This window comes from Rhodospirillales bacterium (assembly GCA_023898765.1).
Taxonomy (GTDB): Bacteria; Pseudomonadota; Alphaproteobacteria; order Micavibrionales; family Micavibrionaceae.
Window position 1 is genome coordinate 812058 of the sequence record CP060238.1, and the last position, 25660, is coordinate 837717.

The 25660-nt window shown below is 54.7% G+C and carries 16 protein-coding genes; 6 read left to right on the top strand and 10 right to left on the bottom strand.

What is annotated here, in order from left to right; genetic code table 11:
* Positions 1-4: 4 nt before the first annotated feature.
* The 3 genes from cysQ to H6853_03965 are packed head-to-tail and all read left to right on the top strand — an operon-like array spanning position 5 to position 3295.
* Positions 5-823, top strand: a complete 819-nt coding sequence (cysQ, locus tag H6853_03955) for a 3'(2'),5'-bisphosphate nucleotidase CysQ (protein USO04432.1) — start codon at positions 5-7, stop codon at positions 821-823.
* A complete protein-coding gene (gene hemN / locus H6853_03960) occupies positions 823-2148 on the top strand; it encodes an oxygen-independent coproporphyrinogen III oxidase (protein ID USO04433.1) in 1326 nt (441 codons plus the stop codon). The genes cysQ and hemN overlap by 1 nt, the downstream gene beginning before the upstream one ends.
* A complete protein-coding gene (locus tag H6853_03965; GenBank protein USO04434.1) occupies positions 2132-3295 on the top strand; it encodes an NnrS family protein in 1164 nt (387 codons plus the stop codon). Before hemN ends, H6853_03965 begins: the two co-directional genes overlap by 17 nt.
* On the opposite strand, the gene H6853_03970 is transcribed toward H6853_03965, so the two are convergent.
* From H6853_03970 to H6853_04015, 10 genes are all read right to left on the bottom strand, one after another.
* Complete coding sequence (locus H6853_03970; protein ID USO04593.1) at positions 3292-4275, bottom strand: fatty acid desaturase; 984 nt, start codon at positions 4273-4275, stop codon at positions 3292-3294. The two genes, H6853_03965 and H6853_03970, sit on opposite strands and share 4 nt — an antisense overlap.
* A 138-nt stretch (positions 4276-4413) precedes the next feature.
* Positions 4414-5616, bottom strand: coding sequence for a 5-demethoxyubiquinol-8 5-hydroxylase UbiM (ubiM, locus tag H6853_03975; protein USO04435.1), 1203 nt, complete (start codon positions 5614-5616; stop codon positions 4414-4416).
* A gap of 93 nt (positions 5617-5709) precedes the next feature.
* Complete coding sequence (locus H6853_03980) at positions 5710-7857, bottom strand: efflux RND transporter periplasmic adaptor subunit (GenBank protein ID USO04436.1); 2148 nt, start codon at positions 7855-7857, stop codon at positions 5710-5712.
* A gap of 16 nt (positions 7858-7873) precedes the next feature.
* The gene (locus H6853_03985) at positions 7874-9268 is read right to left on the bottom strand and encodes an HlyD family efflux transporter periplasmic adaptor subunit (GenBank protein ID USO04437.1); all 1395 of its coding nucleotides are present in this window, start codon (positions 9266-9268) and stop codon (positions 7874-7876) included.
* Positions 9268-10119, bottom strand: a complete 852-nt coding sequence (locus H6853_03990; protein USO04438.1) for an efflux RND transporter periplasmic adaptor subunit — start codon at positions 10117-10119, stop codon at positions 9268-9270. The genes H6853_03985 and H6853_03990 overlap by 1 nt, the downstream gene beginning before the upstream one ends.
* The gene (locus H6853_03995; protein USO04439.1) at positions 10116-11801 is read right to left on the bottom strand and encodes a TolC family protein; all 1686 of its coding nucleotides are present in this window, start codon (positions 11799-11801) and stop codon (positions 10116-10118) included. Before H6853_03995 ends, H6853_03990 begins: the two co-directional genes overlap by 4 nt.
* A 190-nt stretch (positions 11802-11991) precedes the next feature.
* Complete coding sequence (locus H6853_04000) at positions 11992-15003, bottom strand: hypothetical protein (protein ID USO04440.1); 3012 nt, start codon at positions 15001-15003, stop codon at positions 11992-11994.
* Positions 15000-17954 carry a hypothetical protein gene (locus tag H6853_04005; protein USO04441.1) on the bottom strand — a complete coding sequence of 985 codons (2955 nt, stop codon included), beginning with the start codon at positions 17952-17954 and terminating at the stop codon, positions 15000-15002. The genes H6853_04000 and H6853_04005 overlap by 4 nt, the downstream gene beginning before the upstream one ends.
* On the bottom strand, positions 17951-20815 hold the full coding sequence (locus tag H6853_04010) for a hypothetical protein (GenBank protein USO04442.1): 2865 nt from the start codon (positions 20813-20815) through the stop codon (positions 17951-17953). The genes H6853_04005 and H6853_04010 overlap by 4 nt, the downstream gene beginning before the upstream one ends.
* A 182-nt stretch (positions 20816-20997) precedes the next feature.
* Positions 20998-22212 (bottom strand): class I SAM-dependent methyltransferase, encoded by a 1215-nt coding sequence (locus tag H6853_04015; GenBank protein ID USO04443.1) that lies wholly within the window; start codon positions 22210-22212, stop codon positions 20998-21000.
* 137 nt (positions 22213-22349) lie between these two features.
* On the opposite strand from H6853_04015, the gene H6853_04020 reads away from it, so the two are divergent.
* The 3 genes from H6853_04020 (at position 22350) to H6853_04030 (ending at position 25659) form a co-directional block, all read left to right on the top strand.
* Positions 22350-23570, top strand: a complete 1221-nt coding sequence (locus H6853_04020; protein USO04444.1) for an AGE family epimerase/isomerase — start codon at positions 22350-22352, stop codon at positions 23568-23570.
* Between the two features lie 78 nt (positions 23571-23648).
* Positions 23649-24458, top strand: a complete 810-nt coding sequence (locus tag H6853_04025; GenBank protein ID USO04445.1) for a hypothetical protein — start codon at positions 23649-23651, stop codon at positions 24456-24458.
* Positions 24459-24627: 169 nt separating this feature from the next.
* Complete coding sequence (locus H6853_04030; GenBank protein ID USO04446.1) at positions 24628-25659, top strand: ROK family protein; 1032 nt, start codon at positions 24628-24630, stop codon at positions 25657-25659.
* The last annotated feature ends 1 nt before the right edge of the window (position 25660 follow it).

A 25660-nucleotide genomic window follows, 5' to 3' on the forward strand; every position in this document is an offset into this window, starting at 1 on the left:
CCAGATGAACGATCTTCCCCATAAACTTTTAAGCCACCCAAAGGCCTTGTGTCATATGGTCCGGCGGATTGCGCTGGAAGCGGGAGAGCTGACCCTCGAATATTTTGACGAAGGCGGATATCAGGGGGCGGATGTCAAAGGCGACGGTTCGCCTGTAACCCTGGCGGACCAAAAGGCCGAAGACTTCATCGAAAAAGCCCTGAGAGACATTTTGCCCGGCGTGCCGATCATCGGGGAGGAGGCCGTGGCGGCAGGGCAGAGGCCCGATCTTTCGAACGCGGCCTATTTCTGGCTGGTGGACCCGCTCGACGGGACAAAGGAATTCATTTCCGGCAGCGGCGATTACACGGTCAATATCGCCCTGATTCATAAGGGTGTGCCCGTTCTTGGCGTGGTCTATGCGCCCGTTCCCGGGGAGCTTTATGCCGCATATGGAGACGGGACGGCCATTCGCTGGATGGAAGACACGGGCAAGGAAAAGCAGATTTCCGTGCGGCCTCCGCCGAAAGAGGGTCTGGTGATCGTCTCCAGCAAATCGCACGGAAGCGGTGAAAAGCTGGATAAATTCCTGTCGGGCTATAAGGTGCGCAAAGTAATCAAGCGCGGCAGTTCGCTTAAAATCTGCGCCGTGGCGGCGGGGAAGGCGGATATGTATCCGCGCTTCGGGCCGACCTGCGAATGGGATACGGCGGCGGGCCATGCGGTGCTGCTGGGCGCGGGAGGGAAAATGACGGATATAAAAGGGCGGCCCTTGGCCTATGGCGGCGCGGACCCGAAATTTCTAAACCCTGAATTTATTGCGAAAAGCGGATATCTGGATTGATGGATCAGGAAACGGAAAATCTCATTCGAAAATATGACCGGCCTGTGCCGCGTTATACAAGCTATCCGACGGCGGTACAGTTTGAAGAAAATTTTTCGCAGGAAGACTACGTTCAAATTCTGGCGGGGCTGGATAAAAAAGAGCCTGTCTCCCTTTATCTCCATATCCCGTTTTGTCACATCCTTTGCCATTATTGCGGCTGCCATACGCAGGTCGTGAATTCCTACAAGCCGATGGAAGCCTATCTCCGGACGCTTTATCAGGAAATTGAGATGATCGGAAAGGCCCTGTCTGCGTCGGTTCCGGTTGCCTGCATTCATTTTGGCGGCGGCTCTCCGAACTTCCTGACGCCGGAGGATTTTAAAAAACTGATTGCAAAGCTGGGGTCTGTTTTTGCGCTGTCCGAAGCGACGGACATTGCCATGGAAATGGATCCGCGGCTTTTAACGGAAGAAAAAATCGCGGGCTATGTTTCCGGCGGCGTGAACCGTGTCAGCTTCGGCGTGCAGGATTTTAATCCGGAGGTTCAGGAGGCGGTGAACCGTGTTCAGCCTTTCGAAAAGGTGGCTGAATGTACGCGCGCTTTTCGGGCGGGCGGCATGCGCAGCATCAATTTTGACATGATGTACGGCCTGCCGCTGCAAACAATTTCAAGCATTGAAAAGAGCATGGATCAGGCGGTGTCTTTGGAACCGGACCGCTTTGCCGTTTTTGCGTACGCGCATGTGCCGTGGATGAAAAAGCATCAGAAAATTCTGGAAAAATACGGTTTTCCCGAAGGGCTGGAGCGCTTTGAGATGAACGAGGCAATTAAAAGGAAACTGGAGTCGGCGGGCTACCGGGCGATCGGCATAGATCATTTTGCGCGGGAAGAAGATTCGCTTTATCAGGCGTTAAAGGCCGGGAAGCTTCACCGGAATTTCCAAGGCTACACGGATGAAAAATGCGACACCATTATCGGGATGGGCGTGTCTTCGATCAGCAGTTTTGCCCGTTTTTATGTGCAGAATGTCACGGGGGCAGCGGCTTATCAAAAGGCGCTGGCCGGCGGCAGCCTGCCGGTTGCGCGGGGCTGCCGCGCTACGCAGGACGATCTGGCGCGCCGCGCCGCCATTGAACAGGTCATGTGCAATTTTGAAGCGGATTTTGGCGCGTTCCCGGATGTGCCGGAAAAACTTGCGGCGTTGGAAAAAGACGGCCTGATTGAAATTGCAGGAAACCGTTTAAAGGTCACGGAAAAGGGACGGCCTTTTACGCGCGTTGTCGCGTGCGCGTTTGACGCTTATTTTAAAGCCGTCGAGGGACGCCATGCCCGCGCTGTTTGAGGCTCCTGTTCTGGCGCGGGGCTTTCGCCCGTTTTTTTTGCTGGGCGCGCTTTATGCAAGCTTTAGTATTTTTGTCTGGAGCGGTTTTTATGCCGGATGGACGGCGCCTCTTTCCGTTTTTTCCGACCCGGTTTTCTGGCACGCCCATGAAATGGTCTACGGGTTCGTTATGGCGATTGTCGCCGGTTTTTTGCTGACGGCGGTGGCCAACTGGACGGGCGGCGCGCCGGCGCGCCAGATTCATCTGGCGGCTTTATGCCTCCTTTGGCTGGCGGGCCGCCTGGCCGTCAATACGGATATTTTGCCTTTGGCAACGGCGGCAGTGGTGGATTGCGCCTTCCTGCCCGCTTTGGCCGTGAGTTTGGCCATTCCTCTTTTGCGCAGCCGGAGCAGGCGCAATTTCGTTTTTCTGGGGCTGCTGAGCCTTCTTTTCGCCTGCAATGCGGCGTTTTATCTCACGGAAAATATGACGGCGCTTTATGTCGCGTTGCTGGTTGTTTTGAGTATGATCTCCCTGATCGGCGGGCGGGTGATCCCGGCCTTTACCGTGGCGGCGTTGCGCCGCAGCGGCCGGGAGGTTTTTCAAACGGACCAGCCAAAAAAGGATATTCTGGCGCTCGCATCCTTGTTCACGCTGATTTTGTGCACGGTTTTGATCGGGCCGGACCATGCGCTGACGGGCGGGGTTGCCCTGCTGTCTTCCTTTATCCATGCCCTCCGTATGCGCGTGTATCATACGCGCCTTGTCTGGCGGGACCCGATGCTGTGGATTTTGCATCTGGGTTATGGCTGGCTGGTGGCGGCGTTGTTCCTGATGTCTCTGGCCGGGGTTTCGCTGGTGCCCCTGACGATCGCCCTGCATGCGGCGACGGCCGGGGCGATCGGCTCCATGACGATCGGGATGATGTGCCGGGTGGCTCTGGGGCATACGGGGCGCAATCTGATAGCCTCGAAGATGACCGTTTTTATGTTCGTCCTGATACAGGGCGCGGCGTTTCTGCGGATTTTTGGGCCGCTTTTTATGCCGGACGCCCATCCTGTCTGGGTTACGGTTTCCGGGATTTTATGGGGCGCAGGTTTTGGAAGTTACGCGCTTTTCTACGGCCCCGTCCTTTGGTCGCCGCGGCCCGACGGGCGTCCCGCTTAAGCGGTTTTCAGGGCGCTGAACCCCACCAGTTTTTGATTGTCTTCATCCCATAAAGCCAGGCGGGCGCATTTCAGGCTCTCCCAGAAGGTCAAACGGTTGATTTTTTGCAGCTCCGGGCTGGCTTCCAGGCATTCCTGCAGGCGGTAATTGGGGATTTTCCCGCAGAGATGGTGGATGTGGTGTAGGCCGATATTGCCTGTGAACCATTGCACGATAGGCGGCAGGGCGTAATAGGAACTGCCCAGAACGGCGGCATCCTGAAACCGCCACTCTTCCTTGCGTTCCCAGTATGTGTTTTCAAACTGATGCTGGACAAAGAAAAGCCATCCGCCGATCCATGCCGTAAAACAAAGGACCGGCAGGTAAAGCATCGCCAGTGTTTTAAAGCCGATCAAAAGCCCGATGCCGCCATAGACAAGGATGATGGCAAGATTGAGCCCCATAATGCTTTTCCAGATATCGCGGGCGGGCAGGGATTGTCCGAATGGAGAGCGGTGGTTCAAAAGGAGAAAAAGCGGCGCGCCAAACAGCAAAAAGACGGCAGGGTGGCGCAAGGTGCGGTATTTCAGGCGTTTCAGCTTCGGCAGGGCTTTGTATTCCTCGACGGTAAACGTATCCACATCGCCGACGCCGCGCCGGTCGAGATCGCCGGAAGTGGCATGGTGGATGTCATGGCCCTTGCGCCAGCAATCGTAAGGCGTGAGCGTCAGGATGCTGATCAGGCGTCCGAGCGTGTCGTTAGCCCTGCGGGAGTTGAAAAAAGAGCGGTGCCCGCAATCGTGCTGGATAATAAAAAGCCGGACCATCAATCCGCCGGTCGGAAGGGATAATAAAAGGGTCAGCCAGTATCCGTATTCGAGGCTGAAGAACATGGCGGTGCAGAAAACGAGAAAGAGGGCGAAGGTCGTGGCGAACTGAACAAGGCTGCGGCGCGTATCGGCCCCCTGATAAGCGCTGCAGTGACGGGCCAGTTGGTTCATCTTTTCTTTCACTTCCGGCGAAACACTCATAAATTTTCCTTTTTCCTTTATTCACGGACCATTGTTTCAAGACAAAGGCTCCCCGGCAAGGGAAGAGGTCGTTTAAATAACAGCTTTATGGCGTCTGCGGCGTCCGGGTCAGGCCGAAAGTTTTTGTATTTCGGTGAGTTGGTTCATAATCAGGCGCTTGACGGGAGGCAGGTTGTTGCCCAGCCGGAGCATGGCTCCCCGCAAGATTCTGGCCGGCCGGGTGTTTTTGGTGTAAAGCCGCACCAGCGCGTTTGTGCCCAGATAAAGGGGTCTGGCGGCGCGGTTTTGCTTTGTTTCGTACTTTTTCAGGAGATTCAGGGCGCCAATATCGCCGCCAAGGGCCAGCGCCGATTTGATTTCTTCCGCCAGCGTGACGGCGCCTCTCAGTCCCAGATTGAATCCGTGCGCGGTGACGGGGTGCATACCGACCGCCGCATCGCCGATCAGCGCAAAGCGGGTTGCCGCAAAATTCCTGGCGTAAACGGCGACAAGGGGATAAGCGTGCTTTTCGCCGGCCAGCTTCATCCGGCCCAGACGGTTTTCAAAACGGTTTTGAACGTCGGCGTTAAAGGCCGCTTCCTCCATAGCCATAACGGAATCGGCTTCATCCGCGGACAGGGTGATGACAATGGAGGACGTCTTCTCCGACAGGGGCAGGACCGCCAGTGTCCGGTCGTCATGGAAACATTCGTAGGCCACGTTATTGTGATCGCCCTCATGCGTCATACGGCAGACAATGCAGACCCGTCCGAAATCCAGCATGGAGGCCGATATGCCCATTTTACGGCGGGTATTTGAAAAACGGCTGTCTGCGGCCACGACCAGAGGGGCGCTCAGGGTCGTTCCGTCGGATAAGGTGACGCGGGCGTCCCTTTCATCCGTTTTAAGGTCGGTGACTTCGGTTTCGGGGACGATTTCGATATTTGAAAATTCCTTGACGGCGTCATAGACGGCTTTCCGGATGATGTGGTTGGAAACAATATAACCCAGCGTGTCCTTGCTGGTGTCGTGGTGGTCGAAATGCAGGGAATAGGGGGAATCGCTGTTGAGGACTTTGGCTTCCTTTATTTTTCCGATTTCTTCTGCCGGCATGTTTTGCCAGATGCCCAGATCTTTCATCAATTCCTCGGATAAATGGGTCAGGGCGATATCGCGGCCGTCGACGGGCGGGTTTGCCAGAACCTTTTTCGGCAGCTTCTCGATCAGGAGGATGCTCAAATCCGTCTCTGCGAGCGCGCGGGCGAAACTAAGGCCTGCAGGGCCGGCGCCGATAATGATAACGTCGTAATGCTTCGCTGTTTTTTTGCTCATTGTGTTTTCCTGTGTTGCCCTGTTTTTTTCCGACTAATCTTTCTATAGCAAGATAAAACGCAATCGGTTGATTTATATCAAGTCCTGAATGCTTTAAAAGCCGGATTCGCGGATAAGGAGGGCGGCGCTGTGCCGAAACAGGCGATACAGGGGGCTCTCCCTCTTTCCTTTCAGCCGGATATGCCCCCGAAGGAGGTAGGGAGGCGCTTTAAGGTTTTCGCTGTCTAGCGGCACGAACGTTGCGGCATAGAGGGTGTCGCGCGGGAGGAGCCCTTTTGCGGCGCCCGCGCCGTCATGATCCTGAACGGCTACCGGACCGCCATACAGGCCGGAAAAGTCGGCGCGGTCGAGGCTGGCGGCATTGTTTTGATTCATATCCGTCAGTTTCACGCGCAGCGGTTTAAGGACGCCGCCATTGTCCGGATAGAAGGTGCCCTGATTGCCGATACGAACCAGCCCGGCGTCTTTTTCGTGGATATAGCCATGCAGGATACTGCGGTCAAAATTGACCAGCCGGATCAGGGGCAGGTCTTCGCCGACCCATCGTCCTTTGTGCAGATTTGGCGAGATATCGGCAATCCGGCCGTCAAAGGGCGCATGGATTTTAAGCGCCTGTCTTTGCCGTTCATATCCTGCCAGCGTGCTTTGCGCCTGTGCGATCAAGCGATCCACGACGTGGCGGCGCTGCACGAGTTTCCGGTCGGTTTCCTCCCGTGTTTTCTGGCGTTTCAGCGCTTCGAGCGTTTGACGCGCGGCGAGAATTTTCTGGTCCAGTTCAAGGGAGGTGAGTTCCAGAAGAAGTGCGCCTTTTTGGACCTGCTGTCCCTGCGAGACATGCAGCCTGTCAATGCGGGCCGGGGCGGGCGCATGCAGGTTGCGGTAGTCGTTTGCCTGGATGACAGCCGGAACGTCAACCTGTCCGCGCCAGGGAACAATCAGCGCAAGAATGACAATCCCTAGGAAGGCGCTTGAGAGTCCTGTCCGTATATTCCAGTTCATTTTTTCACGCATCGTCCACCAGCTTTTCATTTCGCGGTAAATGGGAAGCCCCAGAAAGAAAATCAGTTCAACGGCCATCAGGAAGGGTCCCAACGGCTTGAAGAATAACATATAAACCAGAACGGCGATTCCAAGAAACAGGAAGAAACGGTAAATCCATGTGCCGTAGGCATAAATCAAAAGGGCAAGATGCAAGGGGCGCTCAAAGGTTTCAGGCACGGGGTCGCACCAGCCGAAAAGAATCCGGCGCATGTTCCAGCGCGCAAGCGCAAAGGCGCGGGCCTGAAGATTGTCCACGCCCAGCGCATCGCCCAGCAGGTAATAGCCGTCAAAGCGCATAAAGGGATTGAGATTGATGAGGAGGGAGCCTGCCAGCGAAACCGTTGCCAGAAAGAAGGCTGTGCTGCGCACCGGCCCGTCGGGAACCATATGCCAGAGCATGAGGGCTATGGCCGCGACGGACAGTTCCGCCAGAACGCCCGCGCCGCCAATGAGAAGCCGTCCTTTTCGTTCGGGCAGTTTCCATGCGCCGCTTGTTTCGGTGAACAGGACGGGGTAAAGCACGATAAAGGCCACGCCCATGGAGGACACGCGCACCCCTTGCCTGGCGGCCATATAGGCGTGGGAGAGTTCGTGAAGCATTTTAACGCAGGCGATTGCGACGATGTAAAAGGCAAGGCCTTCCCACGAGAAGAAATTCAGGAAGGTGTTCCAGAATTCGTCCCACCTTTTCGCGGTGAGATACAGGCCGAATGCCAGAAGGACAAGAAGGAAGCGAAAAAACGTTTTGGTATAAAGGGGGCCTACAAAGGGAAGTGTCCTGCGTAAAAAACGGTCGGGGTTGACCAGCGGGACAATGAAGAACAGATAGCTGTGCAGGATTTTTTTCCAGAAAGATTTTTTTTGGAGCCGGCTCTTTTTTTCCAGAATGTTTGAAGCGTCCGGACCGCTTATGACGACCAGTTCGCTTAAGGTCAGGAAGCGCGCCACCTCCATAATGTCTTCGGGCGTTACCTCCAGCGCCGTTTCCCGTCCAACGGCCTCTGCGACTTCGCCAATGGTTTTATAGGCGCCAAACCGCGACAGGCATTCGAACTCCAGCCAGCCGATCCGGAAAAACCGGTTGCCCGACGGATCGTAGAGTGTCCATGTGGGAGAGCCATCGGCTTCGGCCGGGCCGCGATGCAGGATAAGGTCGTTGCGGAGTTTCGGGGGCGCGGTATCCAGGGGAGAGTCCGTCATAGAATCTCCTTTTTCACTAAAGCCCTGTCGTGCGGCGAAGCGTTGCCAGCGGCCGGCGGAGCATCTGGTAACCGAAGAGGGTATAGCCGCCATAAAGCCGTGCGGTGCCTTTCAGCCCGATAGAGGGGCGCGGGACGCCTTCCGGAAACACCGCCCGCACTTTATAGGTGAGAAGGCCGTCGGGATCGGGCGTTGCTTCGTAGCTGACCGTTTTGATTTCCGCCTCCAGGCGGCGCAGGGGGGAAATGTTTAAGAAGAGCTTCGCCGGAATATCCGGTTCAAGAAGAATAACGGATTCTGCCGGAATCCGGATTAAAACTTCGGTGTCCTTCGGATCGACCAGAGACATGATACGTTCGCCCGGCTGGACAGGCAGCCCGCGCAGGGAATTTGAATCGGTGAATACAATGATGCCGCTGCGCGGCGCGGGAACGGTTAAAAGGGATAAAAGCTCCAGCGCGTAATCATGCTCCAGCTTTTTGGACTCGATCTCCGCCTGAAGCATGGCAAGCTGGGCTTTGATTTTCGGGTCGGAAAAGGCTTCGCGCGAGGCTTTTGTGTAGGCGGTTTGCGCAATCTCCATCGCTTTGGCGGCGAGCGTAACCTGATTCCTTAAAACGGTGTCTTCCATACGGATAAGCGGGTCGCCCTCCTTCACCGTGTCATTGGGCTGGACATTCACATCTGCGATGACACCCTGAACGGGGGAGCTTACGATAAAAGGGTCGCGGGCGATGATTTCCGCTGGCGCAACGACGGAAAGCCGGACGGGAAAAAGCAGAACGGCCAGAACCAGAAGAGCGAAGATTTTGTGAACGCGGCTTAAGGAAAGATATGAGAGCAACTGGCGTTTCCAATTGTCATGTTGCCGCAGGAGGCGGTCCAGCGCGTGGGCGTAGGAATCGGCTATTTGAGACAGGAGGTGCTGCTCCCTTTCCTGAAACGGCGTGTCCCGGTCCAGCCACAGCCCGCATTTGTAGCCGGCCCTTGTGGTGCTCATGGATAAAAGGGCGGCATGCCGCACGCCCCATTCTTTTAAATCCTTTTGGGTTTCTTCGTTGAAATCCTGCGGCGTGTACGTCTTCAGCGCGGCCATGTTGTCGTCCGCCCGGCCTTTTTCCTGTTTAAGTTCTTTTTCGATGAGTCTTTCCAGCCAGACGAGATAAGGGGCATCCGGATCAATGACGGATAAACCGGAGACGGTCTTGATTTTTACGTGTCCCGGCGCATCCGTCTCCCAGAACGAACATTGACGGTAGGGAAAGAGGCGGTGCGTTTCATTGACCATCAGGAAGGCGAGGGAGGAAACGTCTTTCTTGTGCCTTGCCTCCTGTTCCAGAAGCAAAAGGGTTGTCAGCGCCACCAGCCGCTCATCATGCACCGGAAGGCTGTCTGCGGTTTCTCCGGCCATTATTCGCTCTCCGGCAGGAGGATATGGTCCGGGATGATCTCAAGCGTAGGGACGGGGACGGCCGGCTCATAATCCGTGACGGGAGAGGACGCGGGTTGCCCGTTCGTTTTGGCCTGTTCGAACAGGGCGGTGCCGCTCATGCCCGGCAGGAGTTCTTCCTGCGCTTCGTCAAGCTGCGCGACCATCAGAATGGACTGGCTGACGGCATCGACGGCGCCGCCGATGCGGATGATATGCGCGGGATAGGATTTTTTATTTTCATGGATTTTGATTTGCAGGCTGCTGCCGATTTTGATATCCGCCAGCCAGCTCGAGGGGACAAGAAGCTGCGCCTGAAGGTTTTCAAGGGAGGCGATTTTTAAAAGCGGCGTGCCGGCGGCAATGGATTCAAACGGGTTGGCGTTGCGGCCCGTGATGCGTCCTGCAAACGGGGCCTTGATCGTGCAAAGGGCCAGGCGGGATTTATATTCGTTGACTTCCGCACCGGCGCGCCTTGCCTCCGCGCGGGCAATGAGAAAGTCGATTTTTGATCCGGCCTTGAGTTCCTGCAGCTTTTCCTGGGCTTTCAGGCGGGCATTGGCCGTTTCGAGCTGCGCCTGCGTTTTTTCAAGCTGGGCTTTTTCGATGGCGCAATCAAAGGCGGCCAGAACGTCGTCTTTCTGGAACGTATCCCCGTCATGCAGGGAAAGCATGGTGATGCGCCCGTTTATCGGGCTGGCGATGGTGGCTTCCTGCTCGGATACCAAAACCGTCTGGATGGATCTTTCATTTTGCGCGTGCGCGGGCGCAGCAGCCAAAAGGGCGCACAGGGTCCCGATAAAAAGAGTCGGCGTTTTTTTGAAAAAAATCATTGCAGGGAGGCTTCCTGATACAGGCCTTTAAAGCTCATGAAAGACGTATCGCGTTGTTTCCGTTTTGGCTGTGTCCGGGCAAGATGCGCCATGTCCGGTTTTCTGGGCGGGAGGGGGATAGAAGCCGTCCGGGCGGCTTCTGGCGCCGGATTTTCGACGCCGTTTTTTTGGACGGCGTTTTTTACTTCCGTTTCTGTTGCGGCTTCCATAACGTCCATGCCTCTGTCTTTTCTTTTTTCTTTGATGTGGGAGATGATATCCGTCAAAGAATTTTTATCCAGTCGCGAGAGGCTGCCCTGCAATAAACCGGCCAGTTCGTCCGTCTCTTTTTCAAGGGCCTCTTCCGGAAGGAGGTCCAGCCCAAGGGAATTTATCACCTGCCCGTAAGCGTTTTGCATTTCGGCAAAGGCCAGATAGGTGCGAATGCGCGAGAGAAGAAGCCCCATTTCGACTTCGAGAAGTTCCCCCTCTGTCAGGGTTTCCGCAACTTTTTGGGACCGGGCGACGGTTGCCATCTTTTCGTTTACGGCATGGATGCGCCTGAGGAGCTTAAGGCGGTCTCTGGACAGGCCGAAGCGGGCGTCGGCGACGTGAACCTGCGCGATAATGGCAACGGCCAAAGCCTGACGTTTCAGGTCTGCCAGTTTTTGCTTTGTTCTGGCCTGTTCAAGGCGGGCCGGAAGCGTAAACAGGCGGATGAGGCTCTGCGTGAACCCAAGGGAAAAGCTGGCCCATTTGTCGTGCGCCAGAAATTTATTGTCGTCGTAGTTCTGGGACAGGAGGATATCCATGCCCGGAAAAGTTTCAAGAACGGCCAGACTGATATCGTTGGCTGCAATCCGTTTCTGGAAAGATTCTTCCCGGATTTCCGGACGGATAACCAGCGCCAGTTTTTCAAGATCGCGGACAGGTACGTCCAGACCGGGTATCGCCGTTTTTTTAAAGGGAAGATCCTTTGCATCCGTCGCCAGTGTAAAGGCCGCGGCGGGCGGCACATTCATGAGGCTGGCCAGTTCAATGCGGGCAAAGGAAAGCTGGGAGCGCATGGTCATCAATTCATCCATTGTGCCCAAAAGGCGCGACTGGGTTTTCAGCGATTCCTCCGGCGATTTGACGCCTGCATCTTCGGCTTTACGGATATTTTCGATGATGGCGTTTCCCTTGTTTGTCAGGCTGTCGATTTTGGCGAGCATTTCCTGCGCCCCGGCGGCCTGCCAATAGGCATAGCGGACATCCTGCACGATATTGTGGATGACCTTGCGCCGCCGTTCGGCGGCAATGCGGGCGCGGTCCGTTTCCTGACGGGATTCCACAAAAGCCAGCCCCGTATCCAGAATGTCCCAGCTTGCTTCAAGAGAGCCCGTTCGCCGGTGTTTTTCCGTCGATATGGAAGATTCCAGAGACTGCGTGCCTGTGACATAGGATTGGCTGGAGGACGCGCTTTGATTGTTTCGCCCGATATATTGGCCTTTCATTTCCAGAGAGGGCAACATGCCCAGACGCGCGAGCGCCACATTCCCATTGGCAACGGATTCTTCGGCCACCGCCAGCCTGTGGTCCATATTATATTTCAGGGCGCGGGCCATCGCCTGATAGAGCGTGATGGGCTTTTCAACCTCTTTCGTCTCAAAAAGGGCGCGCAAATCTTCTTCCAGCGTTTCTAACTGTTCGGACAGCGTCAACGGCCCCGATGCGGCACTGCAAGCGGAGAGACACGTTACGACGATGAGAACGCAAATTATTCTGGAAAAATTCCTTTGTCCCATTGGCTTAAGTTGTTGTTTTAGAAGACTCATAAAGAAAGGGCGAAAAACCCTGAGAATAGTGTACCTGACATAATAATAATGTCAAAAAGAACGAGGGAAATTAACGTTATGTAATATCACGGAGAAAATTCAGGACATTCCGGTCGAACCTGCCTTGTTCCAGCAGGAGGGCGCCGTCCGTTTGTCCGGAAAGGGGCGTGCCTTCTTCTTCCGGCATATCCCCGTTTTCTTCAGGGGCGGCGTCTTGAAGGAACTGCCGGAGGGGATGGTCCTGCGCGGGGAAGAATTCTTTTTCTAAAGCGCTGAGAATATGCGGCGTGCCGTTGGGAAGTTCGCCGCCGCTTTCTCCGTCCATTTCTTCCAGCGTTTGGCGGATTTGCGCGGTGGCGCCCTCCCGCACGATTTCGTTTAACGCGCCGCCGTAAAAGGCGGATTGCCCCTCGCCGGAAAACGTGGAGCGGATCAGTTGTGGGCTCGTTCTCATCTCTTTCGGCCCGTTTTTGTGAGGCGTTTCATGTTCTGCATGTGCGTCAGACGGGTCGTCGGGCGTTGAAAATTCACTGACGGGCCGGATATTAAAAAGAAAGATCTGCCCTGTTGCGCCAAGTCCCGCGCTTTCCCCGACCGTAAACTCAAAAGAGTCCGAAGTTGTTTCGCTGTCATCATGGATATATGTGATGCGGCCGTTGTCGATGTCGTCTTGCAAAAACGTATCGTTTACATTCAGGGCGATCCCGTTCAGTGCAATAACCCCGTTATCCGGAAGGACGTCGACAGTATAGACAAGCTGGCTGTCCTGCATCTGGATGTTGCCGCCGGCATAAAAGGCAGAAGGGTCGTTTGCGTTCCGGTATTCGGCCGCAACCCAGGCATTGCTCATTGTGCCTTCATAAAGACGCATGTCATCGAACGCCCCGTCATAGTAAAGACTGTTGCGTGCGGTATCGAAGGTGCTGGCTTCAGACCCGTCTCCGATAAAGCCGTAGCGTGTGTTTTTTCCAAGCGCCAGCCCGCCATGTGTGTTGGTGCTGCGGGCGGATTCTACGCCGTCCACGTAAAGGATTTTATCTGTTCCGTCATAAACGGCTGCAATATGATGCCACGTGCCGTCATTGACTGTTGCGGCAGAGTAGAAATCATGGACCGACAGGCCGTTTCCGGCCGTGGAAAATCCAACGGTGCCATCTGTATTGATAAAGACGTCAAAGAACTCACTGCGGTCAAAGTCAATAAGTGCCCAGTTGTCATTCCAGTTTCCACCGCTTTCCGTTGTGTTGATCCATGCGCTGACGGACACCTGAGGGAGGGTGTTGTTGCCGCTATAGGCGTAATTCAGGGCGAGATACTCACTGTTGTTGAATTGCCCCGCCTGGCCCGTAACGCCGGCTATTTGATTGCCGGAATTAAAGCCGGCGCGCGTAAACCCGGTATTGGCGCTCTGGGAACTGTCTGCGACCGAGACATCGAAGTCGCTGTCAAAATGCCAGACGCCCGTAAATTCATTGCGCCATGTAGTGGCCTGATTGGTTTCCGCTGCTGCGGCGTTCCCGAAATAAATATAGACATCCGTATCGATGGTCGAAGACAGGTTTGTGCGGGCATAGAGCTGCATCGTCTTGCCGACGGTATCAAGAGAGACCAGTTCCCGGTCCAGTTTTGTCGTGCCGTCTGCCGCCGTTATCACGATGTCCGCTCCGTTGGTCTGAACGTTGCTCCAGAAGCTTCCGTTCAGACCGGCCTCGGTAAACAAGACGGAAAAATCGGTAAGATCGGAATCGATTTGTGTGCTGTCTATGGTGAGTTTCTGGCGGTAAAGCCAGTTCGTATCATACCAAGTTGTTGTATCTCCGCCTGTGCCGTCATAGGAAAGTTGCGTGTTTTGTATGACGGTGCTTCCGCCTTCATCAAGGCTTGCGCCGGTGTTGATGTTAGCGGCGGGATCGAAAACAGCGTTTATGGTCATGTTGAAACTGCCGGTGACAATTTCACCGCCGTCCGTCAGGCTGAAAGAAAAACTGTCGGTATCTGTTTCGCTGTCATCATGGGTATAGGAAATCCTGCCGTCGATAATATCCTGTTGTGTGAAGCTGCCTGTTAGACCCAGTGCGGTTGTTCCATTGAACAGGGTCCCGTTTCCTGTGGCGGAGGTGATGGTGTAAATCAGGTTTGAATCAGGGGTGTCCGTATCCGTGGCGTCCAGTTCTCCCGTCGTAATCACGATGCTTGCGCCTTCGTTGAGGGTCGTACCGTTATTGGTGGTCAGGGCCAGTGTGCCAAACCATTTTTGATAAAGGTAGGTTTCAATATCCGCCTGTTCCCCGGCTGTTAAGACATGATTCCATGCGCGAAATTCCCCGATCGCGCCCTTAAAATAAGACCCGGTGGCGAGGTCGGCATCCGTCACCGGATGTTGGGAGCTGTCCCCCACGCCGCCCAGCGCGTTGTTTCCGCTATGCGCGCCCATGGTGTCTACGCGGGTCAGGGTTTGCAGGGCGCCGCCGTTCAGGCCGGCAGACCATGTTTTGTTGTTGATGTTTGGGTCGGTGGCATCGTGAATCATCACGGCGCGATAGCTCGTATTGGCGCTGACGGCGCCCAGATCAATGGATTTATATCGATCGCCGCCGGCCCAGTAACTTTCGGCCCATGTATAAGCGTAAAGATGCCCATTCACAATCGAGAGCTGGTAGCCGTTGGAGCTGCCGCCCTGTTCATAAATAATCTGTACGCCGTTTACGTCCGCGCCCGTTTCAAAAACAAAAGCAAAAGATTTTTCCGTATAAGATCCCGTGTTGATCTGGGCGTCGTTGGCAATAATCGAGATATCGTTGATGCCGTCAAACCTGATGCCGCCGCGGCCGTTCAGGGCGCTCGTGTCAAAAAGGGGTTGGTTTCCCCCGGTGGTCTGGTCGGAGTCAAAATCATTCGGGCTAATGTCGTCCCAGTTCGAAACGGCTGTGCCGTTTGCAGGCTGGTTGCCTGTGTTTCCGTCCCCATCTATGTCCTGTGCGTCAAAATAATTGATGGCGCCGGCAATGGCATTGACCGCAGCCGCGTCGAGCATCAGCCTTTTTTCAAGGACACGGGCGAGCGTTTTTCCGGGAAGCCGCGGTTTCATGCCTGCCCTCCGATAGATTCCAAAAAGCTCAGGACATTCCGGTCGAACCTGCCTTGTTCCAGCAGGAGGGCGCCGTCCGTTTGTCCGGAAAGGGGCGTGCCTTCTTCTTCCGGCATATCCCCGTTTTCTTCAGGGGCGGCGTCTTGAAGGAACTGCCGGAGGGGATGGTCCTGCGCGGGGAAGAATTCTTTTTCTAAAGCGCTGAGAATATGCGGCGTGCCGTTGGGAAGTTCGCCGCCGCTTTCTCCGTCCATTTCTTCCAGCGTTTGGCGGATTTGCGCGGTGGCGCCCTCCCGCACGATTTCGTTTAACGCGCCGCCGTAAAAGGCGGACAGCCCCTCGCCGGAAAAGGCCGCGCGGACCAGTTGCTGCGAGGGCGCATCAGGGCGCGTTTCTTTTTGTGTCGATGTGGAAGCATGTTCTCTTTGCCCCGTTTTGGCAGCGGGGTCCTGCGGGGCGTCCGGCAAGGCCCCGGTAGAAGATGTTTCGCTTGCCGGCGGCTTTGTAATGGAAAAACTGAAACTGTTCGTGCTCAGGGTTGTTGAGCCGTCTGTTACCGTAAAGTCAAAACTGTCTGCTGCGGTGGCTGACCCGTCATGTTCGTAAGTAATCAGATGATTGTTAATGTCATCCTGCGTAAAGGTGTCGTTCAAGACCAGGGCCACGCCGTTTTTATAAAGTGTGCCGTTATCGGCCATATCCGTGATGCGGTAGAGAATGGATGTGTCTGCCGTATCGATATCGTCCGTATCCAGCATTGTGTTTTCGAGTATCGCGGATGTGCCTTTTAAAAGCACGGTCCCCGTATTCAGTCTGGTTACGGAAGGGTGGTCGCCCTTAAAACGGATATAAACTTCCGCGTAGGGAATGGCATGGTTTTCGGTTGTATTTTCCCAGAGAAAAGTGTTGGGATCATTTCCGTTCACGCCGCTTACAGTGCTGCCATACGCGAATCCTTTTTTGCTGGCGTGGCTGCCCCATCCCCAGGTGAATATGCGTTGATAATTATTGCCTGAATCGCTGCCCGGCGTGCTCATGGCATCGCGTGTTTTCCCGGTCGTGTCCAGGAAGGCCCCGCCGAGAACGGATGCCCGGACATCGTGCTGAATGTCAAGATCGGCGGTATCGAACTGCCATGTCCACGTTGTCTGGGAAAGGGCGTTCCAGCGCACTTCCTGGTAGCTGGTGCCGAGAGTGTCGGCAGCGCGTTTTATGCGGATTTCCACATTGGAAAGATCCAGTCCGGCATAGTTGATGAGATCGCTGATGATGGTCGTGTTATAGGCGGCAGGTGTAAATCCGGCTGTTGTGCCAAGGCCCGTCACAATATCCGCCGTGGCGCCCTGCCCGTCTGAATCGAATTCCCATCCTTCACGCCCGCGCCCGATCAAAAGCCATGAAGAGGTTCCGTCATTGTCGATATGTCCGATGAAAGTTTCGCCCCCTGCAACGACTGTATAATCCCCTGTCGCTTTTCCGCCGACATGGGCCAGAGACGTAATCGCATCGGTTACGGTGATATTCGCCGTATTAACCGGAAGTGTTGTCACGCCGTCGCTGACTGTAAAATCGAAACTGTCTGCAAGTATAGGGGAACCATTATGTGTATAGGTCAGCAAATTATTGGCGATGTCATCTTGTGTAAAACTATCTCCTGTGTTCAGAAGCACGCCATTCAATTTTAAGTTGCCGTTTGTGACATCGGAGATCAAAGAGTAAACGAGATTGAAGTCCGCCGTATCGGCATCTGTCGTTTCCAGCATCGCGGTTGTAATGGTTGAGCTTGTGCCGATCATTGCCGCAATACCTGTATTGGTGGAAAGCACCGGCGGGGTATCTACATAAGTGTTGTCGATGCTGATACTGAACGTATTAACGGCAGAGGTTGCGGCCCGGTCATTCACCGTGAAGTCAAAACTGTCCGTGGTCGTGCCGCCGCCATTGTGTGTGTAGGTCAGCAGGTTGCTGTTCACATCGCTTTGCGTAAACGTGTCTCCGATATTCAAATTTACGCCGTTCAATTTTAGAGTTCCGTTTGCCGTGAGAGTCGAAACGGTATAGATCAGACGGGCATCCGTGTTGTCGGCATCTGTCGAGGTAAGATCGGCGCCTGTGAAGGTAACGGTTGCCCCTGTGTTGGCGCTGGCGCTTTTATTGACGATGGAAGGCGCAAGGTTTGCGGTCGCAATGCCCCATTTGTCGGCCAGATAATTTTCAATATCGTGGCGTTCTTCGACTGTGAGGCTACGGTTGAAAATAAGAAGCTCGCCAACTTCGCCAAAGCGCTGGTTCCCGCCCTGATAGTTTCCAAAGTAGGTGATGTTCGAATCACCCTGGCTGTCAGAGGTGCCGATGGTTTGGCTGTCTATATCAAAGAGGGTTTGTCCGCCGGACATGAGGGAAGACATGAGATGGCCTCCTGCAGCCAGTGTGTCCATGTCGAAACCGCTGTCGCGGAATCCGCCGCTGCTGTTGTCATACATCCCCAGCTTTCCATCGCTTTGGACAATAATGTGATGATCGTTGGGAACGCCCCTGAAAAGGGTGCGCCACGTGCCTGTACCGGGCAGGGGCGCATCAAAAACGGCAAAAACGGTGTAGTCGCTGCCGACATTGATACCGGCCACGCCGAATTGCAAAACGTCATTGGCGGTGTCGAAATCTATGGAGGCCATCCCGTTAAGCCCGTTGGCCAGATAGGTCGGGCGTTTGGAGTTGTCGCTCTGGAGGGCATGATTCCCGTTGCCCGACTTGTCCTGCCATGTGGCAACCTTGCCGCTAAAGGCGGCGCCGGAAGCGGCATCATCGCCTTCCGCGTCTAAAACGGTACTCTGGTCCGTTCCATCCAGCCATACCAGGGCGTTGCCGATCTCGGCAATCAGGGCCGCGTCGAGCATCAGCCTTTTTTCAAGGACACGGGCGAGCGTTTTTCCGGGAAGCCGCGGTTTCATGCCTGCCCTCCGATAGATTCCAAAAAGCTCAGGACATTCCGGTCGAACCTGCCTTGTTCCAGCAGGAGGGCGCCGTCCGTTTGTCCGGAAAGGGGCGTGCCTTCTTCTTCCGGCATATCCCCGTTTTCTTCAGGGGCGGCGTCTTGAAGGAACTGCCGGAGGGGATGATCCTGCGCGGGGAAGAATTCTTTTTCTAAAGCGCTGAGAATATGCGGCGTGCCGTCGGGAAGTTCGGCGCCGCTTTCTCCGTCCATTTCTTCCAGCGTTTGGCGGATTTGCGCGGTGGCGCCCTCCCGCACGATTTCGTTTAACGCGCCGCCGTAAAAGGCGGACAGCCCCTCGCCGGAAAACGTGGAGCGGATCAGTTGCTGCGAGGGTGTTTTAGGATGTTCATTTGCTGCCGTATCACCGGAGACCCTGTTTTTATTATTTTCATTTTCTGGATTTTCTGCCGGGATGTGCCCGCCCCCCTCATCATCCACGAGGGTGATGTCAAAGGTGAAGTCGCGGATATTTGTAATATTCCCCAGCCCGTCCGAGACGGTAAAGCTGAAAAAATCGGACGTCGTGTTGCTGTCGTTATGCACGTAGGTTATCAGTCCGCTATCAATATCATCCTGTGTAAAGCTGTCGGAGACGTTCAGGGTAACGCCGCCCAGTTTCAAGACGCCGTTATCGACCGCGTCCGTCAATGTATAGGTCAGGGGGGTTGCGCCCGTTTGAATGGCGCTTACGCTGTAAAAGGACGAAGGCGTTTTCTGATTGGCGTACTCTGCCGCGGCCCAGTCGGCGCTGCGGGCCGTTGTGGCGACATGGACCTCGTCTATCATTCCGCCCCATGTGTAGTTGGGGTCCCCCCCTCCTATTCTAAAAAAGGTCGTGCCGGAAGGATCGGCATATACGGCTGTGCCCAGAAGCGCGCCGTCATAATATAATTTTCCGCCGGACGGTTCCATCACCACGACGTAGTGGTGAAAATTTCCGTCGCTTGCGCTTGCGGGAATGGCGCCGAACGCATTGGCAGAGCTGTTCCACGTATTCCAGCTGATTTTGTTAACGCCGGGCACGAAGAAAAGATCCGGCCCCGCGCCGTAATTTCCGGCCAGAAACAGCATGTCGTTTGCGCCGCCGTCCCATGTGGCCCAGAGGCTAAAGGTGGTGGAGGTGCCTTTGTTGATCGCGGCATTGATGTAATCATTGCTTCCGTCCAGATCGACTCCTTTGCCGATGGCCCCGGCAACGCCCTGGATAACGCCGTTTTGCATCGTGCCGCTATAGCCGTTTCCTGTGGCGTCGATGGCATTCCCGGCGGCTTCGTCCAAATGCCAGACGCCGGCATAATCCGCGCTCCATGTGGCAGGATCGTTTGTTTCCGCGGCGGCGGCATTGCCGAAATAAAGATAGAAATTCGTATCGGATCCCGCATCGACGGTTGGCAGTTTGACATGCAGTTCCATCGTCTTGAGAACCGTGTCGATATGGACCAGTTCGCGGGACAGTTTTGTCGTGCCGTCCGCGGCGGTCAGGACAATGTCGGAGCCGTCGGCTTTGACATCCGTCCAGAATCCCGCATTCATATTGGCTTCTGTCAGAAGGACGGTAAAGTCGGTCAGGTCCGACCCAATATTGGTCTTGTCGATCGTAATTCTTTGGCGGTAGAGCCAGTTAGCGTCGTACCATGCGTCAGGCGGCGGCCCGAATTCAAGGTCTGCCGTTCCGAGGGTCACAGACCCGCCTTCATTGAGGCTGATCGGGTTGTTGGCGGTTTCCGAAAGCGTAAACCCGAGGGAAAAGCTTGTAACGGCGGTCGTGTCCATTCTGTCGGTCACGGTAAAGTCGAACGTCCCGGCGGCCGCGCTTCCGTCATGGGTAAAAGTGAGTTTGTTATCAAGAATATCCTGCTGCGTGAACGTGTCGTTTGTGTTTAAGGCGATGCCGCTGAGTTTCAATGTGCCGTTCGTGGGCAAAGACGAAAGGGTGTAGATCAGGTCGGCATCCGGGTCGTCGGAATCGGTCGAGGAAAGCATGCCGTTATTGATTGTTATGCTTGCGCCCTGAGCCAGATCTCCGGCGGCTTTTGTAACGGTGGGCGCTGCGTTGTTGAGCGCAATTCCCCATTTGTTGGAAAGGTAAATTTCGATATCAAGACGCTCGCTATCGGTTAAAGCGCGGTCGAACAGAATAATTTCAGCCATGTCTCCCTGAAAATACGAGCCTGTCGGGATGGCTCCTCCCCTTCCGCCGACAGTGAAAATCTGGTTCGAAGGTATGATATTTCCGGTCTGGTTGTTGGCGGGGACCATTTGTTCGGAGAGCGCTCTTTCCTGATGAAATTGCCAGGCCGTATCGGCATGGGTGAATCCTGTGATATGCCAGGCCGTCGTAATGGCGGACGTGCCGCCCCATGCCCATCCGCCCGGCGCGGTTGTTGAAACGGCGGCCTGGTATTTTCCGCCTTGAAACGCGACTTCATAGGAGCTTTCCTTGTTTATGAGGATGCGGGCGCCGCCTGTCGTCGTCGGGTTGGTCACGGCGATCAGCGTCATGCCGTTTCCGGTCAGATCCAGTCCGGTTTGCGCAGCGTCTGTGATATACAGCGCGTCATTTCCATCGAAGCTGAGGATATCGTTGCCGTTTTTCCCGCCTGCCACATAGGTCGGCTGGTTTGATCCTGTTGCATGGGAGAGGTTGTTCCCGTTGCCGGATTTGTCATTCCACTGGGCCACCTGACCGTCGAAATTGCCGGAAGAAACGCTGTCGCCGTCATTGTCGATAATGGTGGTCTGATCCGCGGCATCCAGCCACAAAACATTGCCGCCGATCGCCGTGATGGAGGCATCCAGCATCAATCTTTTTTCCAAAGAACGCCGCAATGTTTTTTTCTTGTTTAAAATCAAAACGTTAAGCTTTTACCCTTTGTTTTTGTTGACGATGCAAAAAACGCAAACACACCTACCCATTCTTGTCCATTCTATAGGAAAGGGTTTAAGGAGGCCTTAAATTTATCTTTTAATTTTAATAACTTATGTAAAAATTATACCTTTCAGGCCGACAAGGCGAGCGGCTCGATGTCGTTTTCGTACACGCGCACCAGAGGCGCGGCGGCGCGGTCTTTGGCCAGCTGCATCTGGAACACCATGGAAGAGCCTTGCCGGAAAACCATTTCGGCGCTGATGAGGTAAAATTCCCACATGCGGCAAAAGCGCTCGTCATAAAGGGAGGCGATTTCGGCCCTGTTTTTTTCAAAACGTTCCCGCCATGCTTTCAGCGTTTCGGCGTAATGGAGGCGTAAGATTTCGACATCGCTGACCCAGAGATAGTTCCGTTCCGTCGCCGCGAAAGTTTCGGACAGGGCGGGCGAATAACCGCCGGGGAAAATATATTTCCTGATCCACGGGCTGGTGGTGCCCGGGGGGGACATATGCCCGATGGAATGGAGGAGGGCGATGCCGTCATCGGTGAGAAGCTCTTTGACCTTGGCGAAAAATTCATCGTAATGCCCCGCGCCGACATGTTCGAACATGCCCACCGAAACGATGCGGTCGAAAGAGCCGCTCACATCGCGGTAATCCATGAGTTCGAAACGCACCCGGTGATCCAGCTTCATATCTTTTGCGCGGGCGCGCGCCACGTCGAGCTGTTCGGTCGAGAGCGTCACGCCCAGCACTTCGACATCGGCGTGTCGGGCCAGATAGAGGGCCAGCCCGCCCCATCCGCAGCCGATATCCAGAACTTTCTGCCCTTTCTTCAGGTGCAGCTTTGCGGCGATATGTTCTTTTTTGTTTTCCTGCGCCTGTTCCAGCGTGTCTTGCGGGCTTTTAAAATAGGCGCAGGAATATTGGAGATCCTTATCAAGGAAAAGTTCGTAAAGCCGTTTTGACAGATCGTAATGATGCGCCACATTTTGTTTCGATTTTTTGACGGGGTTGTATTGCTGCAATCCGCGCAAGGCTTTCCAGATTTTACGCAGGAGGGATTGAAGGGGATAGGACCCCAGCGCCGTGCGGTTCAGGCCGAACAGGGTCAGAAGGTCGTAAACGCCGCCTGTTTCAAAGGTCATGCTGCCGTCCATATAGGCTTCGCCGGCCCGCAATTCCGGGTTCAAAAAGAGTTTCAGCGGCAGTTTTTTATCGTGAAAGCGCAGGACGACAAAGGGAGCGGTCCCATTTCCAAAAATATATGTTTTCTGGTCGGCATCTATAATCTGCAGGCTGCCTTTCCGGATAAATTTTTTCAGCATATGGGAGAGTAAAAACATCGCATGTCGCCTCCGTTTTGGATCAATCGTTTCAATAGGAATGGCGGTACAATAACAAGCTTGCCTGTGGTTGTCAGGCGATTTTGCGCCGCTTTTCCATTCTTGACTTCGGAACGGCTTCGGGATTCACTGGAAATATGAACGGTTTCACAGAAAAAAACGCCGGTTATGCGGCCCTGGAGGCTTTGTATGACGAGGCGCTTCATGTCTGGGTCCCGGCGTGGTTTAAGGATTTTTCCGCCCCGCAAGGCGGGTTTTATGAACGGCTTGGTGCGGACGGGCGGCCTTTGGATGTGCCCAGGCGGCTGCTGACCCAGTGCCGGCAAATCATCGTGTACGCGCAGGCTTATACGGATAGCGGGCGCGGGGACTATCTGGAAAAAATAACGGAAGGATATGCGCATCTTGTTTCCCGTTACCGCGGGGATAAAACAGGCGGCTTTCGTTTCAGTCTCAACGCGGATGGAAGCCTGTGCGATGGCCGGTATGATTTATACGGGCATGCTTTCTTCCTGCTGGCCGCTGCCTGTTACTATAAGGCGACGCGCGACGGCCGGGCTTTGGAGGACGCGGCAAGGACCCTCGAATTCATAACGCGGCATTTCCGGTATGCGGATCATGCGGGGTTTGCGGAAGGGCTGGAGGGGAATACGCTGGAGGTTCTTTCCGGACCGAGGCGGCAAAACCCCCATATGCATTTGCTCGAAGGGTGCCTGTATATGTTCGAGGTCTCAGGGGACGAAAGATACAAAGCCGTGGCGGATGAAATGGTGGATCTGTTCTACGGCAGGTTTCTGGATCCGGCGACGCAGACGATCGGCGAGTTCTTCGAGGCGGATTTATCCCCGTCCGGGGAGAAAGGACATCTGGTCGAGGCGGGCCATCATGCCGAGTGGATCTGGCTCTTGAAAAAATATCAGGACGTAACAGGGGAAAGGGAAGAGCGTCATTTGCGCACGATGAAATCCCTTTTCGATTTTGTTTTTGAGCGCGGCACGGACAAAAAATATGGCGGGATTTTTAACGCGCAGCGCCGCGACGGACAGCCCGAAGACACCGGTAAAAGAATCTGGCCCGTACTGGAAACATTGAGGGCCGCGTCCGTCATGTCCGGTGTCGATGGTTACCGGGAACGGGCGGAAGAAACGCTGTCCGGCATGATCGGCCTGTTGCGGAAAAACTATATCGATGCCGGCGGAAGATGGACGGAAAGTTTGAATCGCGACCTGTCGGCAAACGGCAACGAGCGTCCGGGGACGACGCCGTATCATATTTTTCCCGCGATCAGGGACGCGGAGGCGCTTGTGAAATTCCGGCAGTCCGGGAAGGGAATGAAAGAAGTTCACAATTATACATAACAATTAACTTATTTGTTTTACAATTATAAAAAATTCACATACTAAAAATAAAATAGTAATAAATGTGAGGGTGTGTCTATGGTGCAGGGGCTGTTGTTGGTGGATAACGACGGGACCTTTATACCGGGAACAGAGCTCAGAAACAGGGCTGTGTTGGAAGGTATTGTGTCCGAGTTTTCTTCTGCGGCCGGTGTCGATTATATTATCCCGTGGGACCTGTGTAACGGCAGGCCGGAGACGCATATTCACCGGATTATCTGCGGTAACGGATTTCATCAGTTAGCGGATTACATTACCCCGAAAGACTTCGAGGAGCGTGCGCGCGAAGGCTATCTTGCCATGATACCCGATTTTTCTCCCCGGGCAGAGATGGTTGAAACCCTCTACGATTTGAAGCGCATGGGCATCATGTCCGTTTTGGTTACGAATTCCGAAGACCGTCCCGTCTATAACGGGCTTTCGGAGGCTTTCGGGTGTGTCGCCTGTGACAGAGAGGATATTTTCCCGATCGTTGTTACGAAGACCGATATTCTCTCCGCCGGAAAACAGCCAAAACCCAGCAGCGATCCGTTTGCATACGCGCATCAACTGGCGGGCGACAAGTTTGGTTCCATTCCTTTGGACAGGGTCGTCATTATAGAGGATTCAGCGACGGGTGTAGAGGCCGGGCTTGCATTTACCGGGAATTCAGCGCAGATCATACAGTTTACGGATATGGCTTCTCCTCATCCCGAGGCCGGCCATTGCGTGGAAACGATGCAGGAGTGTCAGGGCGCGATTTCTGCAATTCTGAAGGTAGAGCTTTCGAGGCCTGCGGCTTCGCCGGCGCAGGAAACGCTGATTCTTTTGCCTGCACCCGGAATTCTGGTTCCCTCTCCCGCCGTGTAAAAGGAAAGGTGTCCGGGAGAAAACGTTGAATTCCCGGCCTGTTTATCCCTTAAAAACAAGGGTGGAATTCGAATCCTCTATCCTCTATGTTCAAGTCATTAAAAAATTTAACTAGGTTTTGGACGCGAATTTGCGCCAAATGAGGCCTTTTTAAGGATGGGTGCTTTTTATGACGGATCAGGGACTTAGACTGGGAATTGATTTTGGCGGAACCAAGACCGAGATTATCGGTCTGGACGCCCGGAACGGGAAGGAGCTCTACAGGAAGCGTATTCCCACGCGCCGGGACGATTACGACCAGACCCTGCACAGTTTTGTGTCTCTGGTGGAAGAGGCCGAGGCCAGTCTGGACATGAAAGGAACGGTAGGCATGGGGATTCCGGGAACCGTTTCCACGGATACAAACCGCATTAAAAATTCCAATTCCGTCTGGATGAACGACAAACCCCTGCAAAAAGATCTGAGCGGCCTGCTGGGGCGGGAAGTCCGCATCCAGAATGACGCGAACTGTTTTGCGGTGTCCGAGGCCATAGACGGCGCAGGAAAGGGCGCCAAAATTGTGTTCGGCGTGATTATAGGAACAGGGTGCGGCGGCGGGATTTCGATTGACGGAAAGCCCGTTTCCGGTATCAACGGCATCGGCGGGGAGTGGGGGCACAATCCTCTTCCTTCCCTGAAATTCTCCGGCAAGGAAAGTGCGGCGTGGCTCGAATATTTCGATCATGAGCTGGGCGGGAACATGGAAACGGCGCAGATATACAAACATAAGGACCCTATCGAATATATAACGGACGATCCTTCATGGAACGAATATCCGGGCCCGGCCTGTTATTGCGGCAAGCGCGGCTGTCTGGAAAGATGGATATCCGGCACGGGGTTCAAAAACGATTATGCGCGGGTAACGGGGGAGGTTTTATCCACCCACGATATCGTCGCCAAGGCGCAGGAGGGAGACAAGAAATGCGTGGCGGCTCTGGACCGGTACGCGGACCGTCTGGCGCGGGCGCTGGCGCAGATTATAAATATTCTGGATCCGGATGTGATCGTTTTGGGCGGCGGGATGAGCAACGTGGAACGGCTTTATGAAGACGTTCCGAAGATCTGGGACAGATATGTTTTCTCGGATAGCTGCAAGACATCCCTGCGTCCGCCCCGTCATGGAGATTCCTCCGGCGTTCGCGGGGCGGCCTGGCTCTGGTAAA